At 41.6% G+C, this 17845-nt stretch carries 13 protein-coding genes; 1 reads left to right on the forward strand and 12 read right to left on the reverse strand.

What is annotated here, in order from left to right; all coding sequences use genetic code 11:
• Window positions 1–37 precede the first annotated feature (37 nt).
• Window positions 38–1036 (forward strand): LacI family DNA-binding transcriptional regulator, encoded by a 999-nt coding sequence (locus AC4HAO_RS03910; protein ID WP_491134650.1) that lies wholly within the window; start codon window positions 38–40, stop codon window positions 1034–1036.
• A 172-nt stretch (window positions 1037–1208) separates the two neighbouring features.
• On the opposite strand, the gene AC4HAO_RS03915 is transcribed toward AC4HAO_RS03910, so the two are convergent.
• The 12 genes from AC4HAO_RS03915 to aroA all read right to left on the reverse strand — a co-directional run bounded on the left by AC4HAO_RS03915 (window position 1209) and on the right by aroA (window position 17245).
• On the reverse strand, window positions 1209–2138 hold the full coding sequence (locus tag AC4HAO_RS03915) for an aldo/keto reductase (protein WP_491134651.1): 930 nt from the start codon (window positions 2136–2138) through the stop codon (window positions 1209–1211).
• Between the two features lie 164 nt (window positions 2139–2302).
• Window positions 2303–4060 carry a 1-deoxy-D-xylulose-5-phosphate synthase gene (locus AC4HAO_RS03920; protein ID WP_491134652.1) on the reverse strand — a complete coding sequence of 586 codons (1758 nt, stop codon included), beginning with the start codon at window positions 4058–4060 and terminating at the stop codon, window positions 2303–2305.
• A gap of 569 nt (window positions 4061–4629) precedes the next feature.
• Window positions 4630–6177: a cation:proton antiporter domain-containing protein gene (locus AC4HAO_RS03925; protein WP_491093809.1), complete on the reverse strand. Its 1548-nt coding sequence runs from the start codon at window positions 6175–6177 to the stop codon at window positions 4630–4632.
• A gap of 347 nt (window positions 6178–6524) precedes the next feature.
• Entirely contained in the window at window positions 6525–7670 is a 1146-nt protein-coding gene (locus tag AC4HAO_RS03930) for an acyltransferase family protein (RefSeq protein WP_491093808.1), read from the reverse strand.
• Window positions 7671–8156: 486 nt separating this feature from the next.
• On the reverse strand, window positions 8157–8495 hold the full coding sequence (locus tag AC4HAO_RS03935; RefSeq protein ID WP_491134653.1) for a type II toxin-antitoxin system RelE/ParE family toxin: 339 nt from the start codon (window positions 8493–8495) through the stop codon (window positions 8157–8159).
• Window positions 8488–8781 (reverse strand): type II toxin-antitoxin system RelB/ParD family antitoxin, encoded by a 294-nt coding sequence (gene relB / locus AC4HAO_RS03940; protein WP_447452190.1) that lies wholly within the window; start codon window positions 8779–8781, stop codon window positions 8488–8490. The genes AC4HAO_RS03935 and relB overlap by 8 nt, the downstream gene beginning before the upstream one ends.
• A gap of 1072 nt (window positions 8782–9853) precedes the next feature.
• Window positions 9854–10915, reverse strand: coding sequence for an alpha/beta fold hydrolase (locus AC4HAO_RS03945; RefSeq protein WP_491134654.1), 1062 nt, complete (start codon window positions 10913–10915; stop codon window positions 9854–9856).
• 706 nt (window positions 10916–11621) lie between these two features.
• A complete protein-coding gene (gene rlmD / locus AC4HAO_RS03950) occupies window positions 11622–12977 on the reverse strand; it encodes a 23S rRNA (uracil(1939)-C(5))-methyltransferase RlmD (protein WP_491134655.1) in 1356 nt (451 codons plus the stop codon).
• Between the two features lie 230 nt (window positions 12978–13207).
• The gene (locus AC4HAO_RS03955; protein ID WP_491134656.1) at window positions 13208–14638 is read right to left on the reverse strand and encodes an LCP family protein; all 1431 of its coding nucleotides are present in this window, start codon (window positions 14636–14638) and stop codon (window positions 13208–13210) included.
• A 33-nt stretch (window positions 14639–14671) separates the two neighbouring features.
• Complete coding sequence (gene pheA, locus AC4HAO_RS03960; protein WP_491092381.1) at window positions 14672–15496, reverse strand: prephenate dehydratase; 825 nt, start codon at window positions 15494–15496, stop codon at window positions 14672–14674.
• Window positions 15487–15969, reverse strand: a complete 483-nt coding sequence (locus AC4HAO_RS03965; protein WP_491092382.1) for a shikimate kinase — start codon at window positions 15967–15969, stop codon at window positions 15487–15489. The genes pheA and AC4HAO_RS03965 overlap by 10 nt, the downstream gene beginning before the upstream one ends.
• Window positions 15962–17245, reverse strand: coding sequence for a 3-phosphoshikimate 1-carboxyvinyltransferase (aroA, locus tag AC4HAO_RS03970; protein WP_491134657.1), 1284 nt, complete (start codon window positions 17243–17245; stop codon window positions 15962–15964). Before aroA ends, AC4HAO_RS03965 begins: the two co-directional genes overlap by 8 nt.
• Window positions 17246–17845: the final 600 nt, after the last annotated feature.

The raw sequence follows: 17845 nt of genomic DNA on the forward strand, positions 1-17845 counted from the left end.
TGGTCATAACTAAAATAAAGATAGGATGGATCATCAAATGGCAACTTTAAAAGATATTGCCAAGCTTGCAAAAGTTTCTCTTGCTACCGTTTCTAGAGTACTCAACCGCGATGAAACCCTTTCAGTTAGTGAGACAACCAGACACCGCATTTTAAGTATCGCCGATGAATTGGGTTATACCAAACATCAAAAAAGCGGAAATTTTACTAAAATTCGACAAAAAATTGCTGTCGTCCAGTGGTACAGTCAAAAGGAAGAACTCAATGACCTTTATTACTACGCTATTCGGACTGGAGTTGAAAAAAGAGCCCAAGAACTGGGCTACGATATTCTACGTTTCTTTCAAGACGAACCCATTAAGCTAGACCAAGAGGTCGTTGGACTGATAGCTATTGGCAAATACAGCCAGACACAAATTAAAGAGCTAGAAGCCTATAATAATGCTATTGTTTTCGTGGATAGCGATACCTTAACTGCTGGGCATTCCTGTGTGACGACTGATTTTGAACATGCTGTCACCAGTGTTATTGATTACTTCCTTGCTAAAGGTATCAATAATATCGGCATGATTGCTGGTCAGGAAAAGACTGCCGACGACGCAGAATTACTTAACGATCCAAGACTGAAAATCTTTAAAACCTATGCCTACGAAAAAAATATCCTTGATGACCGAATCATTTTTAAGGGAGAATTTTCTAGTCAATCAGGCTATCAGCTAATGAAAAAGGCTATTACAGACCTTAAGGAAAATCTCCCTGCTGCCTTCTTCATTGCCAATGATACTTTAGCTATCGGAGCCTTACGAGCCCTGCAAGAAGCCAATCTCTCTGTACCTAACCGCGTCAGTCTCGTCTCCTTTAACGATACCCCCTTAGCCAAAGAAGTCTTTCCTAGTCTCAGTAGCGTTACCGTCTACACTAAAGACATGGGACGCTGTGCTGTTGATGTCCTCAACCGTCATATCCTTAATAGTGACACCATTCCGACTTTGACCAGATTAGCGACTAAACTGACATTGAGAAACAGTAGCTTATAGCAATAAAACCTGAGAAGCATTAACGAAAAATTAAAGAAACAGAAAGGCATGAAATCTGGTGATTATTAATCTAGTTTTCATGCCTTTTTTATTCACCTCTACTAACTAGTGGTATCATTACCAACAAAACTAATAAGGGCCCTATTCATCCGAACAGGGCTAAATTTGTTTTTTATGGTAAATATTTCCCAGAAGCTAAGTAGAGTTCATACCAATCATGATGGGACAAAGTTACCTTACTTGCCTGAGCGGCCTCTTCAATATGCTGCGGATTCATACTGCCAATGATGACCTGCATCTTAGCAGGGTGACGCAAAATCCAAGCCAAAGCGACGGCTGCTTTTGTAACGCCTTCACGCTGAGCAAATTTTTCCAAAACTTCATTTAGTTCTGGGAACTTAGGATTATCAACAAAAGTTCCTTCAAAGAAACCATATTGAAGCGGTGACCAAGCTTGAATGGTAATGTCATGCAGACGACAGTAATCAAGAGCATCACCATCACGGTTGACAGACATTTCGGTTTCCTTATTGTTCATGTAAAGCGGCTGATCAATGAGCTGCGATTGCTCCAAAGAAAGCTGCAGTTGGTTAAAGACAAGAGGCTGCTTAACATACTTTTTAAGTAACTCAATTTGCAGAGGCATCAGGTTGCTGACACCAAAATAACGAACCTTTCCTGTGCGCTCTAATTCGTCAAAAGCTTCAGCCACTTCTTCTGGATCAAAGAGAACATCTGGCCTGTGAAGCAAAAGGGAGTCTAAGTAATCCGTCTGCAGACGCTCCAAACTTTCATCGACGCTGGTTAAGATATTTTCCTTTGTCCAATCAAATTCATTGCGTTCAAAGCGTAGACCGCATTTAGACTGCAGGAAGATATCTTCACGCTTGAGTCCCGTCAGGGCAAACGCTTGGCCAAATCGGCGCTCTGCTTCACCATCCTCTCCATAACAGGTAGCATGATCAAAGAAGGTGATGCCAGCATCATAAGCGGCACGGATAACCTCAGCAGCCTCTTCCTTGCTTAATTCAGGCATCCGCATACATCCCTGAATAATAGCGGGAACTTCTTGCGGCCCTTTAACAATATTCAGTGTTTTCATAATGTCTCCTCCTTACCGGATATAAAAATTTTTATAGCAAAACTCAATAACAGCTAAAGAACTAGTTTAGCAGAGCTGATATCAGCGCCATAAACTTAGACTACAGCTAACCACATCATAGTACAATCCCTCAAAACAATCAAGCATTAGCACAGTCGCCTTTATCAATTCAGAACTGCCAAGATATTATCAACGATGTTATCAAGGGTGATACCATTTTGCGCCAGCAAGGCCTGACGGTCATAGCGATCATGGAAATGCTTATCAATACCATAGTTTTGTACTTTGAGATCGGTATTTCCCAGATAACTAGCGATGGTCTGACCATAGCCACCTTCAAGCAGGCCGTCTTCTAAGGTGACAACTACTTGATGATCTGCTGATAGGGAGTCCAAGAGCGCTTTGTCCAGTCCCGTTACAAATCTTGGATTAACAAGAGTTGCTCTAATGCCATGTTTTTCCTGCAATACTGCCGCTAGATCAGAAGCTATATGATAGAAATTACCAAGACCAAATAAGGCAACATCCTCTCCCTTTTGAGTAACTAGATTTTTATTCAAAATGGAATAATCGGTTCCATCAGGCACTCCAGTCTCTTTCAAATCACCAACTGGTACACGGATGGCAACCGGGTGTTTTTGCTGCTCAATTGCCCACTCCAGCATTGCTAGGTGTTCTTCTTTATTGGTTGGAGCCAAATAAACCATGTTAGGAATGTGAGACAAGAAAGGAATATCAAAGAAACCAAGATGGCTCTCATCATTCATAGCTTGAGAAGAAGCTCCGTACACCAAGATTGTAGCCGGCTGATTGTTCAGTGCCATATCGTGGGAAAGCTGATCATAAGTACGTTGGAAAAAGGTCGAAGTTACAGCCCAGACAGGTTTAGCGCCATTCTTAGCCAGGCCCGTTGCCATTGTTGCTGCCTGCTCCTCAGCAATGCCCACATCAACAAATTGACGTCCCGCACTCTGACGCTGCTCCATAGACAGAATAATACCAGGCGTTCCGGCATTGAGCACAATGACGCTAGGATCCTTAGCAATCTTATCAGCAACAAAAGCTGTTGTGACACTATTGTAGGTGGGCTTATCACTGACCCGCTTCAGATACTTCCCTGTCTCTAGACTAAATGGCCCGCCGGCATGGAAACTCGAACGATTGACTTCAGCTGGTTTAAATCCCTTTCCCTTCACCGTATGAATATGTAGAAGAACAGGGTGATCGGCGTCCTTGACTGTTTGAAAAAGAGCAATTAAGGCTTGGACATCATTTCCTTCATCAAGATAATGATAGTCAAACCCAAGTGCACGGAAAATATTATCTGCTGCTTGGCCTTTAGTTTTACGCAAACTGCGCAAGGCCGTATAAATACCACCCTTGGGATTAGGAGCAATCGATTGATCGTTATCATTGACAATCACAATGGTATTGGTACCTGATGTTGCAATCTGGTTAAGGCCCTCGTAAGCAAGACCGCCAGACAATGAGCCATCTCCGATAACAGCTACTATATTGTAAGTCTCATCTTTCAGGTCACGCGCCCGTGCCACACCTGAGGCTAAAGCCAAGGAGGTCGATGTATGACCAACCGTAAATAAATCATGATCACTCTCCCTAGGATTTGTATAGCCCGAAACGTCATCGTAATGATCTGGATCCATAAAAGCTTGGCTGCGCCCTGTCAGCATTTTATGAACATAAGTCTGGTGGGAAACGTCAAAAATAAACTTATCGATCGGCGAATTAAAAACATAGTGCATCGCTACTGTCATTTCAACCATTCCCAGATTGGGACCGTTATGACCGCCGTGTTGACTGAGCTTTTCCAAAAGAACCCTGCGAGCATCATCGACGACCGCTTGCAGTTCATCAGTTGTTAAATCTTTTAAATCAGCGGGTGACTGAATTCTTTCTAACATGATTACAAACCCTTTCTTTATAGACTAATTTTAGTATACCCCTTAGAGTTAACTCCAAGTCAAGTCTGTTCTAAATCCTCTTAAAACAGTAGTATGAAAGTTTTTTACATAAAAATAATGTTTTCTGACTTTCAATATCTGGCATTTTCAACATAACCTACTAAGTATAATAGTTGACCTCCATCAAATCAGCATTCAGGGCTAGGCACGACATAGACTTGCTCATATTTTAAAATATCCTTGCCTTTGTTGTGTAGGTCTTCGCCGATAGTAAAGTCAGCCGGCCCTTATCAAGAATTTATTCAAAAACTTAATTGCTTTTTATTCAACCTCAGGCCGTCTGCAACTTGCCACCTAATTTAATGCGGTTTTCTTTGGAAGTAAGTATAAAGCGATAAGGGGTACTAAAATAGAGTCGGTTTGCAGGAACTTTCAAAAAAGAGCTGCAGGCTGTCAAAAACAAGCCCATAGCTCTCTTAGTTACTTAGATTTAGACTTACAGCTAGCCAGATTCCCCTAGCCATCTTTAAAAATCACCGCCCGTTTATCAACCAGACTAGAGCTGACTTTTAATCATCCTGTTTATAATGCTTGTTTTCTAGCAGCCGTAAAAAATGATCATTAGGCACATCACCATCATGGTACTTTTTATAGACCTCTTTGACAGATTCTGCCTGCTTAGCATATAAATCTTTTTGATGCGCCAGCTGCTTTCGACGAAAAGTCTGAAATTCCTCACGATTTTTCATGAGGATGTCTCTCATCTCCTTACGTTCATCAGGATTTTGAATAGAATCGAGACCCCAAGCGATCCGCTTAGCAGCATAATCCTGATACCGCCGAGTCCACTCTCTTTCCTGCTCAAAATGTCTGTGCAAAATAGCACTGACTTCTCTTGGCGAGTGAAAGATCTCTCTCACTGCACTGATTGGCTCTGCATCCACAACCCTATAAGCGAGAGCTCCTAAATACGGCATTAGAAAAACAGTAATAGCTCCGGCAGCAATTAAAACAGAGGCAATCTCGCTGGACATAAAATCGTCCTTAACAGCAATTCCAGTGATCCCTACAATCAAAGGCAGGGCTGTTGTGCAGTAAAAGGCAACTGAAAATCGATTATGCAAGGATAATTTTCGGTCTGGGTCCTTCTCCAAAGACAGAGAAAAAATAATCGGTAGAGCTCGGATTAAAATCAAGGCCAAAATAAAGGCAAGGAGGAGTCCAGGACGTTCAGAAACCGCCATTAAGTCAATTGTACAGCCGGACATGACAAAAAACAGAGGAATCAAAAAGCCATGGGCAATGCCATTGAGTTTCTTTTCCAGCAAATGACTGTCCTCAGGAAGCACGAAACGTAAGACAAATCCCCCAGCAAAAGCTCCTAAAACGATGTCAAGATCAAAAATAGCTGAGAAGGCGACAAGTACAATCATTAAGAGAATGGTAATGCGTACAGTCATCTGTGAATTAGTGTCTGCCTTAGATTTCAAAAATTCATAAAGAGCACCGCCACCTTGAACTGCGCGGTTTCCTAGGGCAGCTAGCCAAATGCATAACAGCAGCATGCCACCTAAAATAGCTGCTGTCTGCCAGGTACTGCGCGCCGAGAGCAAAATAGCCATTGCGATCACCGTCGCTAGCTCACCCCAGGTTCCATAAGCAATGATAATATTACCAATATAAGTACCAGTCAACCCCCTCTCTTCCAGAATGGGCATGAGTGTCCCAAGCGCTGTAGTTGTAAAAAGCAAAGCTGTCGCAATCAATCCCTGCTTTCCCGATGCGATATCAGGCATGATAATGGCTACTGCTAAACCAATCGCAAAGGTTACCACCCAAGTGGAAAACCCTTTCTTTCCTTCTTTACCGATGATAACCTTGGGATCGATTTCATAACCCGCCAGTAAAAAGAGAAAGGCACAGCCTAAATCAGATAAGAGTTTTAAAGCTTCGCTATCTGAATTAATCAGACCAAAAGCATACGGCCCCAAAAAAGCTCCAGCAGCGATTAAGAGTACAGGCTCTGGCACAATCTGTCTAGGAATCAGACGAGCCACAAGCGGTGTCACCGCTGATATAAAGGTCATAATAGTTAGTGAAATAAATGTTTCTATCATACTACTCTCCACTATCTAAGCCAGACTAATCAAATCAGCCCAACAAATGATCAACCAGTCCGTATTATAACATTTCAGCAGATAGGACGCTAGAAAGAAGGGCTGTAGGGCTAGACTTAAAAATAAGCTAGAATCACAGGAGGAGTTAAAAACATAAACAAAAACCCCTAGCAAACACTTGGAGCACCATAACAAACATAGAAGCTACCCAATGAGTTCAATTAAATGATCCTACAAAGCATCGCTACTTAGACTATACTGACAACTGATAAAAGCTATCTACTCTCGTGTTAAGGGCTAAAAATTGCCACAGGCCCTAATATAGCCTATAGCAAAATATAGCTTATTTATGTTATTTTCTTTTCAGATCTCAGCAACAGCCATTTGTTTCGTCTCAAGATAAGGTGCAGCAGTGCATATAAGATATAAGCAAGCACACCGGTCGCAAAGGTATAGATAGTCCATTTTATCAACTGGATAATAAAGATTGTTGGACTGGCTGCCAAAGTCGTTACCCAGTCTCTGAGATTCCAAAGTTCATAATAGAAACGGTTGTCATGGACAAGGTAGACCATAAAGGTCGACTGTCCCAAAAAGGCTATTAATCTGCTGTCTGGTAGCGACAGTCGTCGGAAAAGCTCAAAAATACAGATAGCAACGACAATAACGACTAAACTACTATTATTAAAGTTGGGAATACGCTGGAGAAAGACTTCTGGAGATTCACTCCTTATGTAGGTTTGAATCTTAGTTACAACCGTATTGTAACCAGAAATCAAGACCAGAGCATAAACTAATATAGGAAGGAGGAATAAAACATAGGTCCGCACCTTAGCAAGGACATCAAACCTCCTAACAAATCCTGCAAAGGAATAGAGAAAGACCCCCGTCAAGAAAACCTCTAACCCCGTCGCAAAAGACCTCATAATATGATTGGTCCAAGAAAAAGTTATCAAAGCTAAAAAGACAAGAAGAAAACTGGCATACTGTCTGTAATCCAATTGTTTGAGAAACTTATTTAAGAACAGTTTCCCAAAAAGAATCACAACAAAATAATAACCGACAAACCAAAATCGCTCATTGATCCGCATAAATCGCTGCAGGCCTGAGAATATATCTGGACGTAGATAATGCAGCCAAGGAGAAAGGCAGGTCAATAAGGTAGCCGCAAATAAAAGTTGATAGAGCAGCTTCTTGGAAATCTTTCCAATCTGAATAGTATCAGGATCCCTATTGGCCATAAAATATCCAGAAACTAGGATAAATAAGGCATTGCCAATACTGCCAAAGGTCATAATAACATTTAAAATTAACAGGCGGGGATAGAAGACAGGCTGATTAAAGATTTCTACTGCCTCTCTCCCCAAGTCTTCAGGGGATACCAGCTGAACCCTGATACAGTGTCTGACGATATGATACATAATAATCATAAACAGAGCTACAATGCGTAATAACTCTATATTTGAACGTCTTATTTTCTTTTTTATTTCCATCTTAGTCTCTTATTTTACGATTACACTCTCTGCTGACCATCTTCCAATAAGACAGAACTGACTATTGATCTGCAAGGAAGCCTTGACGAATTTTATTGTAGCTGTAAAACTATCACGTTTCAGTTTATCAATAATCTGGCTCGACGTCCATTATTAGACGCATGGGCTGCCAGACATTCACGCAAGTTTTATCATTCGTATTCCGACCCCTTCTCAATCATACTGAATTTTCCATAGTCAACTGACCTATCTGTCTCGCCAAAATTTGACATTTCCCCATCAAATAGATAGACTCGCAATTATCTCATTTTATTTATTAAAAATTGCCATCTGCTGTACTGTACTTTCACAATCAACCATTTTTGAATAAACAGTTTAAAAATTTCTAGATTTCTCTTATTAGCAGGGCTTACAATGCAGTACTGTAATATTTAGAAGGAGACTAATCTTCTTCTAAATATTTCCCCTTCCAAAAATATTCCCTAATTACTTATTAAATAATTTTGCCCAGTTTTGCTTTGAATTCATGATACGAGAAATATAGACATTATGCCCTTCAATGTAGTAAAAAGCTAAATAATTCTCAATAGGCATATAACGGTAACTTTTGCCATCATCAGTTAATTCACCATAACCACGGCTCGCCACACGCGGACAAGCTTCTGGGAAGGTTTCTAAAGTTTCTAAAGCCGATAAAATTAAATCAATTTTACCGTCAGCAGATTGTTGACTATAAAAATTGAGAACAATGTACTCATGAATAGCTTTCAAATCCTGTTTAGCCGCATCGGATAAGGAAACAGTGTAACGTTTATGACTAGTCAAGACCAAATTCCTTTCTTACGTCTGCAAGTGCTGTGACCTTACCTTGAGCAATATCCTGATGGCCTAACAAAATCTCTTTCTTTAAATCTTCAAAAGCAATTTGATACTGTGACTCTGGCAAGTCACTCGAAACAAATTCTTTGGCATCAACAGCACCAGTCGCAATCTTTCTTAATGCAGCATTTAAAACATCTGTAAGACTGATTTGCTCGTCTGCTAAAATATCCTTGGTTTGTTGATAAAAAACAGAATCTGCACGAAAATTAACAGGTTGTGTAGTAGTCATATTAAAACCTCTTGTATATACATTTTGTATTTACATTATAGCATATCGTTAATGCCTATTTCAACTAAAAACTCAGTATACATCGTTCAGCATAGACACTTCCTTCGCTCCCTTGGTGACGAATACAAAAAATAAATGATGAATAAAATTATCTAATGACCCGTGGTGCTAGTTTATTTTTTAGTTCACAAAAAAGTTCATTTGGACTCTGTGTCAGTAACCAAACGAACAGAAGTCATCTCAATGAACCATTTAAATGATACCGCTAAATGCCATTACTTACCATACAATACATACAATATGGAACCATGTGTTCCTCCTATTATCGCCGCTATACGCCAAAGAACTGATACAGCGTCGAAATGTTAACTATTGTAAATTAAGGACAATTCCATTCTTGTCCTTCTAGTGCTTCAAGCTAAACTCGGCATCAATCTCAGCGTCGATTTTATCAACTCTATCAGATACTGCTTGTGAAATTCAAGCAAGAAATCATAATCGAAATCGAAACATATCATAAGGCTCCATCCTACTAATGAAGGCAATGTACGACAAACGCATGAAGAAAATTTTGTTTTCAGATAACAATTTTATAAAAATAAGTTAACCTTCGCTATAATAAAAGTGGAGGATTTTGTTATAGATGAGCTACTAAATTTCTTGGTTACAGTTAGAGATACTCGTGAACCATGGAAAATCAAACACCTATTGTCAAATATCGTTCTCCTCATTTTCTTTGCCCACTGGTAAGACCGAATCTCTCACGATCGGTTTTTGGGGATTGCAAATTGTCCACATCATTCATTTATTGTCACCAAGTCCCAGATATTGCTTCTTTGTGGCGCAGGTGGAATGTTCTCTTTTCTATCTATCGTTTCTGCTTTTATCAGCCTATCAATCATGACACCTTGGATATCCGCAAGATGCTTATATTTTTCGATGTCCGAGACAGTTCGCCACTCTCCCTTTTTGCATAAGTCCTACGGGGATATCTATTTTCTCCGCTATTTCTTCCTGCGAAAAGCCATGTATATTACGAAGCATAATAAGATTTGTTTTTAACATAATGTCCTCATTTTGATAGCAGCGAGTTTACCTTTTCAATATAGAAAGCACTATGAACAGTATGAATCACATGGTTACTGTCTTCAGTCTCGACCAACTGACAATTTTCACCAATATAAGCCACCGCTCTCTCGGCTTGTTCGCGGGATGCTGCACACAGATATGTTCCATTCTCGTGAACCATCTCCTTTGCATGAATATAGACACAGGGAACTTCTATTGCTGACAATATTTCTTTGTGTGTCAAACCGTGATTCCAGCTCAGGTCATAGAATCGTTCACCGTATGCAAAATCATATTTCTTGGCATATCCAAAAACATACCAAATCGAACTTGGTAGAAAGCCTATCTGAACAGCCTTATTAGGGTTCTTCTGATGTTGCTTTTGTGCATAGTTAGCAAGTTTCGGCATGGCATCCGGCATATATAGCTGTCCCCAGTAGCAGTGACGGAGGTAATAAGCTTCCCAACACTCTGCCTTATCCGACTCATTGTAATCATGCAAAGGCTTATACGCATCTTTGTAAGCAAAGCTGTCTTCCCAGCCTTCTCCATCAGTAGAAAATACTGGTGGATCTTCCAGCACTGCTCCAGCTATGTTTTGACCGCCGTATGCTGCTACATACGCTGCCGTGATTGCTCCGTTGGAGTGTCCAGCAACAACGGTAGGCTTGCCGATAACATTATTGATAAACCAGATCAGATCGTCACCATTCACATCAAGGTAATACAGACTTTCATCATGTGATGATTCCCCGTGTCCATAAACATCAACAGCGTAAATATGCCAATTTTTACTGAATTCAGGCATGACAAGTGCATAGTCCTGCCATATACTCATCTGTCCATGGATTAATAGAAGGGCAGGTTTATCATTGTTCACTTCACCATAATTGATGACATTACTACTCGGAAGAGTAACTTGTTTTTCCACTGCACCTGCTGTATTCAGCGCTTTCATATACCTGTCATACCAATGGATGTTGCGATACCAATAAAGTCCGAAGGCTATCGCAACTATGGCGGCAATAATCAGAATAATAATCAAAATGATTTCTATCGCTTTCATTTTACACCCTCTTTCGATAATTTCTATACTAATTTTACTCGAGGGCATGCGTAGTTTCTACCATCCAAACACGGCATATTTATATGACTTCTGTAAGCTTTAGTTGCATTTCATGCTATAAACAAGCGACCTCCATCATTCTGCTTGACTCACCAACACATTCTTATTTTCAAGCCTTCCCAACCTTTACATCTAATCCGCTCACTCAGCGATAAAAAAACATCCAATCCATAGCTTAAACTATGTGAAAATGGTCAAAATCGGCTCCGAATCAGTACGGTTGATAAGTTCACATGAAGCGTCAATCACAGCCACTGACGAAAAGTTCAAATCTCAAAAAAGCCCTGAATTCAAGGCTTTTTATCTCTTTCGCCCAAAGGTTTCTGGGCTTTCACGAGCAAAACTACACACTCCGCGGTTCGCTGTTTCCAATCGTTTCGCCATCTTATTCTTTACTCTTGGATAGCTATCGCATGAGAAAATCATCTACTTTACTCAATTATCAGATTGTACAAGCAGTAATATTGGCTCAACTTTTTCAGCTCATTTATAGTATTTAAACATACCAATAAACCATTTAACAGAACCAACTGTTAATCTAAAAGTCAATCTTATCAATCTCATTAATCTTATCACTCCACTCTTTTCTGAATTATTATATCATGAAAATAGCAAGAAATCCTCACTCCTTTAACCTGCTGTTATCCTAGAGTTTTTCTAGCAAACTTACTGCCTCAACATGATGCGTCATTGGAAATAAGTCTACTGGTTGCACTTTTTTGAGTTTGTACCCCAGTTCTTCATAAAGCTTGATGTCACGCGCCATGGTAGCCGGATTGCAGGAAATATAGGTAATCTTGCGGGGCTGCATGGCAGCGCTGGCTTTGATGAAGCTTTCTGTTAGGCCTTTGCGCGGTGGGTCTACCAGAATGACATCTGGCTGGATGCCTTCTTTGCTCCACTGGGCCATGGCATTTTCAGCTGAATCCGCCACATAATGGGCATTGGTAATGCCGTTTAGCGCAGCATTTTTCTCAGCATCCTTGACCGCTCTTTCAATCACTTCAACCCCATAAACGGCCTTGACTTGCTTAGCAAAGGAGAGCCCAATCGTCCCGATACCTGAGTAGGCATCAATCACCACATCATTGGGAGTCAATGCTGAGAAATCAATGGCTGTCTGATAGAGCTTTTCAGCCATGACAGTGTTGACCTGATAGAAGGATTGGGCGGAAATGGCATAACGGTTACCAAGCATGGTGTCCTCAATAGTGTCTGATCCATATAGAGTGCGGAAGTCAGGTCCAAGGATGGCGTTGGTATTTTTGTCATTGATATTTTGGATGATGGACTTGACGGCTGGGAAGGCGGCAACGATCTTCTCAACCATCTGCTCAATGCGGAAAACTTTTGAACGTGTGGTCACGAGAACCAGCATCATCTGACCTGTGTAATGTCCACGACGAACAACGAGATTGCGGATAAGACCGGTCTGCTCCTTCTCATCATAGGCCTTGAGGTCATAACGACGCAGCAAATCACGTGTGAAATTAATAAGTCTATCAATTTCCTTATCCTGAATATAGAAATCCTCGATAGGCATGAGGTCATGTGAATTCTTGCGGAAAAAGCCTGTTTCCAATTGACCGTTGACGCGCCGGACAGGTACCTGAGCCTTGTTACGGTAGGCAACAGGATTGTCCATACCAAGCGCATCAGCAACTTTCACATCTGAAATTCCTGCTGTTTTGTAGAGGTTATCAATAACCTGCTTGGTTTTAAACTTAAGTTGCTCACTGTAGGCCAAATGACCAAAATCCGCAATACCTGTGCGCAAATAAGCTGCATCTAAGTCCTGATTGCGGTAAGGTGATGTGGTCAGGTATTCTTCTACCTTCCCATAGCCAATATTCTTCTTGACCTTGAGCACACGCATGCGGATTCTCTCATTAGGCAGGGCGTTTTCAACGAAAAAGACAAAGCCATCAACCTTAGCAACACCTTGTCCTTCGTGGGTTAAATCAACAATTTCAACCTCTACACTATCATTCTTTCTTAACATGGATTCTCTTTTCTTGTTTTTGCTCTGCTATTATCAAAAGAAAAGGGGCAGAACTTATCCTCGAAGAGTCTTAAATTCTCACCTCTAATCCTTTATACATCTGCTTTTAAGACGCAGCTGTCTGATTAAGTTTTCTAGCATCTTCCAGCCCAAAAGCAAGGCCTTTAATGAACTATAGGGAAAAGACGGCAAAATAGATTTCTTCCTTACCCCGTTATCTCATAAACACATCAGCGCATTCCCATGTCCTTCAGCTCGCCTCTATAGTAATCAAAATCAATAGACAAACCTGCACCGCCGTACATATCAATATCATCAATCCAGTCACCATTTTCTGGCATAGTACGCTGATCAATCCCCTTAGCCGCATCGGTCATAATAGGGACGCCGTTCTTAAGCAAGAAACTGTAGGGCATATTGGTTGAGGTTAGTGCAAAAATTTTACCAATGGCTTCTGAACCTGAGAAGAGCTTGGAGACATTCTTGGTCTGACTGATAACCTCTGACATCACCTGCTGCTGGCGCTTAGTACGACCAAAATCTCCCTCGTCATCCTTGCGGAAACGGGCGTAGTTAAGGAGTGTCCGTCCATCCATCCTTTGCTTACCGACAGCAATCGTCTGTTCGGGTGTAACACCATCCTTAGCATTGAGGTCATCGGGTACCTCTACCTCTGAAACTTCCTGACCATCAACCGTCGCAAACTTGGCATCAATATTTACCCCCTTAGGAAAGAGGGTATCAATAGCTTCTGCAAAGGTTTCAAAGTCCAGCATCACATAATACTTGATTTTTAAACCAAAGTTATCCTTAAGTGTCTGCCGCATGTATTCAGCCCCTTGGTTGCCATCTTGTTCTCCAAGATTGAAGGCAACATTGAGCTTTTGGTCATAAGAATAATCGTCTGCACTGACCCCATCAATATGAACTAGGGTATCACGCATGAAACTAACCATTTTGACCTTGTTATCGCTATTGCCAACATTAACAACCATAATTGTGTCTGTTCTGGCATCAGACTCTCCTTGGGTTATTCGCTTATCGCTACCTAAAATGAGGATATTAGTGCCATCTGGCGCATCCTCACCGTTGAATTTTTCCTTAACAGCGGCACTGTATTTACCATTGTTGCCATTGACAGCAGCCAACCCTCGGTAGAAACGGTAGCCCATGCCAGCAATCACGACTAGACCGACAAGTCCCAGCGTTACCAGAAGCCGCTTGACCCAGATGCGCTTATTCCTAGGTCTGCGGCCATGTGGTACTCTGGTTTGCTTACTATCTGATGGACCAGTCACAGCACTTTCTCTTTGCCTCGCCTGTCTGCTTTGATAAGCCGAGTGGCGGTCATCATAGACTGGCAGCCCTTGTTCGGTATAGGCTTGTTCTTCATAACCGTAAGCTCCAGAATCATAGTCATCATAACTATCACCGTAAGACTGCTGGTACCAGTCACTGGCGCTGGCAGGCTCCTCGTCGTAATCATAGGAACCAGAATCTGAATAGCCCTGTCGCAGACTGCGATAGTATTGATTATAAGTTTCAACCTTGTTTCTTAGATAATCATACTCAGCCTGCTCCTTAGGTGACAGATAATTAATATTGCGCATCAGATAGTGATAACGCAGCTCCTCATGATGTGTCAGATTGTGGTTTGCCATATCTTCTTTCTTTGTTCCTTATTTATTCCTTCTTCAAATAACATAAACCGCATAGTCTCCCAAGACCTTATAGCTAATGCCCAAACTAGTCAATTCTTCCAAGGCAAAAGCGACTAGATCCTCAGCTCCCTTGTCCAAATCGACAATGAAGAAGTATTCCCCCAGAACCGTCTTCAAAGGGCGGCTTTCAATCTTAGTCAAATCGATTCCCCGCCAAGCAAAAACAGACAGAGCTTTGTACAAAGCCCCCGGTAGATTATCAGGCAGGGTCAACGCCAAAGATACCTTACTGGTCTGCGTCTCAAGCCTTAATTGAGGTTGCTGATGTCCCAATACCCAAAAACGAGTGAAGTTCTCATCAATTTCCTGAATATCCTGAGCAATGATAGTAAGGCCATACTCCTGTGCAGCCACACTTGGAGCGATAGCGGCATAAGGACGATCGGGATGTTCAGCAATAAAACGAGCGGCATAAGCGGTACTCGCTGTCATTTCAATAAAGGCCTGAGGATAATGCTGACGGATATATTGCTTGCCTTGGGCAATGGCTTGCGGGTGCGAAAAAATCTTCTCAATTTTTCTATCACTAGCAGCTGCCATTAACTGCTGCTTGATCGGTTGAACTAATTCCGCCACAGCCCTAATTTCTGCCTGATGGAAGAGATAGTCCAGCGTTTCATGTACAGATCCCTCTATCGAGTTTTCCACTGGAATAATAGCAAAATCAACTTGCTTGTTCTCATAAGCCTTGATTACATCCGTAATATTAGCAAAAGATACTAAATCAGCTTGAGGAAAAGCCTTGAGCGCCGCACTATGGGTAAAAGAACCGCTGGGGCCTAAAAATCCTACAGACATCTAATTATCTCCGCTACTTCTTCTGGTGTTTTATCACTAACGTTAATCGTCACAGTTGCCGCTTCTTCATACCAATTCTGGCGTCCATCAAAGATAGCCTTGAAATCTGCCTTACTATTATTAACGAAGAGCGGACGAATATTTTCGCTATCCTTGGCAATTCGATTGTAAAGGATCTCAAAATCGGCTTTAAGGTAGATAGTCTCTGGATTAGCCGCTAAAACCTGCCGGTTGGCTTGACTGACAACAACACCGCCACCCGTTGAAACGACCTGATCTGTTTTGGCCAATTCGGCCAAGGTTTGGGACTCAATTTGTCGAAAAGCTTCCTCTCCCTTTAGAGCAAAAAACTCAGCAATGGACATCCCAATTTTTTGAGTGATCAAACTATCCATATCCAAAAACTGCGCGTCCAATAAGCGTGCAACACTCGACTTACCAGATCCCATAAATCCAATCAAAATTTTAGCCATTGATAAGTCCTCTCAAATCAGCAAAAAAGCTAGGATAACTGGTATTGATTGCCTCTGGCCGCTCCAGCTCAACACTGCCATCCCTGACTAACAAAGCTGCAATAGCTGCCATCATACCGATGCGATGATCTCCATAAGTATTGACCTTAGCACCATGCAAGTCACTTCCCCCTTGGATAATCATACCATCATCAGTCGGTCTAACATCTGCCCCCATACTATTAAGAACATCCGCTACAACCTGAATACGGTCAGTCTCCTTTACCTTGAGCTCTTCTGCGTCACGAATAATGGTTTGTCCCTGTGCCTGTGTTGCTAAGAGGGCAATAATAGGTAATTCATCAATCAAACGAGGAATAATATCACCTGCGATTTCTGTACCGGATAAGTCTGAACTTTCAACTGTAATTGTCGCCGATTTAGCGATGTGATCAACACAACTGAGAGCAATTTTTCCTCCCATTGCCTTAATAACATCAAGAATCCCAGTTCGGGTTTCATTAATACCGACATTTTCCAATACAATTTTTGAATGGGGTGTAATCAGACCTGCCACCAGCCAAAAGGCAGCACTGGAGATATCGCCTGGCACAACAACCGTCTGAGCCGTTAACTCTTGACCGCCAGAAACATGAATTTCCTTGCCATTAATCTCAAGCTGACCGCCAAACTGAGCAATCATGTCCTCAGTATGGTTACGAGTCTTCTCCTTTTCGATAATAACAGACTCGCCATCTGCCTGCAAGGCCGCAAAGATCAAGGCCGATTTGACTTGAGCCGAAGCGACAGGTAATTGATAGCGGATCGGTTTTAATGAGTGACTCCCATGGATCCTTAGGGGCGGTAGGTCCCGCTCAGTTTGTCCAGAAATTGTGACCCCCATTTCTCGTAAGGGGATAGAAACACGATCCATAGGACGTTTGGACAGACTGTCGTCACCGTACAATTCTGCCGTAAAATCTTGACCGGCCAAAACACCGGAAATCAAACGAATGGAAGTGCCTGAATTCCCCATATCAAGCCGCTTTGTCGGCTCCTTGAGACCGTAGAAGCCAACACCATGGATTGTAACAAGGTTACCATCGTCCTCAATCTCAACTCCCATCTCTCGAAAGGCTTGCATGGTTGATTGAACATCTTCACCGCGCAAAATATCACGAACAGTCGTTATCCCTTTGGCTAAACTACCAAACATAATAGAACGATGACTGATTGATTTATCTCCGGGAACACGGATTGTTCCTCGTAAATGTCGCACATTGGTTTCAAGTTTCATAAGCGGCTCCAGTACAGCAAATTTATATCCTTATTTTACCATAAAAAAGAGGTAAATTTCAGATGATCACCATAATTTTCCTCAGCCCTGAATCTTCAACAATACAATCTGCTCCAATATGCAAAAAAGATGGCTATTATCCTTCTTTTACTGTCTTCCCTATCATAAAGCAGCACTGACAGACACAATGACTCCGGCTAGATTGTTCTAACTCTCAAGAGGACTTGACTAACCTGTCATCAAAAAGAAAGGGGGAATGGGAATCTTAGGATTAGAGTCAACCGCCCGATCTAGACCCTAAAAATAGCTGTGGAGTTTTATGAAGAGCAATTATCAGTAGTTGCTTTTATTGATATTGATGAAGAAAAAATTAATATCCAAAGAAAAGCACGATCAAACTAAACAAGACCAGGAAATAATCGTGATTTCACACATCCGCCTCAGAATCAGCTGCAGCCGGAAGTTGCGTAAAAGTTCACCAAATCCGATTGTTTTTACATCAACTCTTGATACAGCGATTGGATGATGGCTGAGGCCAGTGACAGCTGATATGATAACCTTACGGCTCTTAGATCTGAGAAACCTTTTAAGGTAGAAAGC

The organism is Streptococcus sp. ELY_137 (assembly GCF_058314515.1).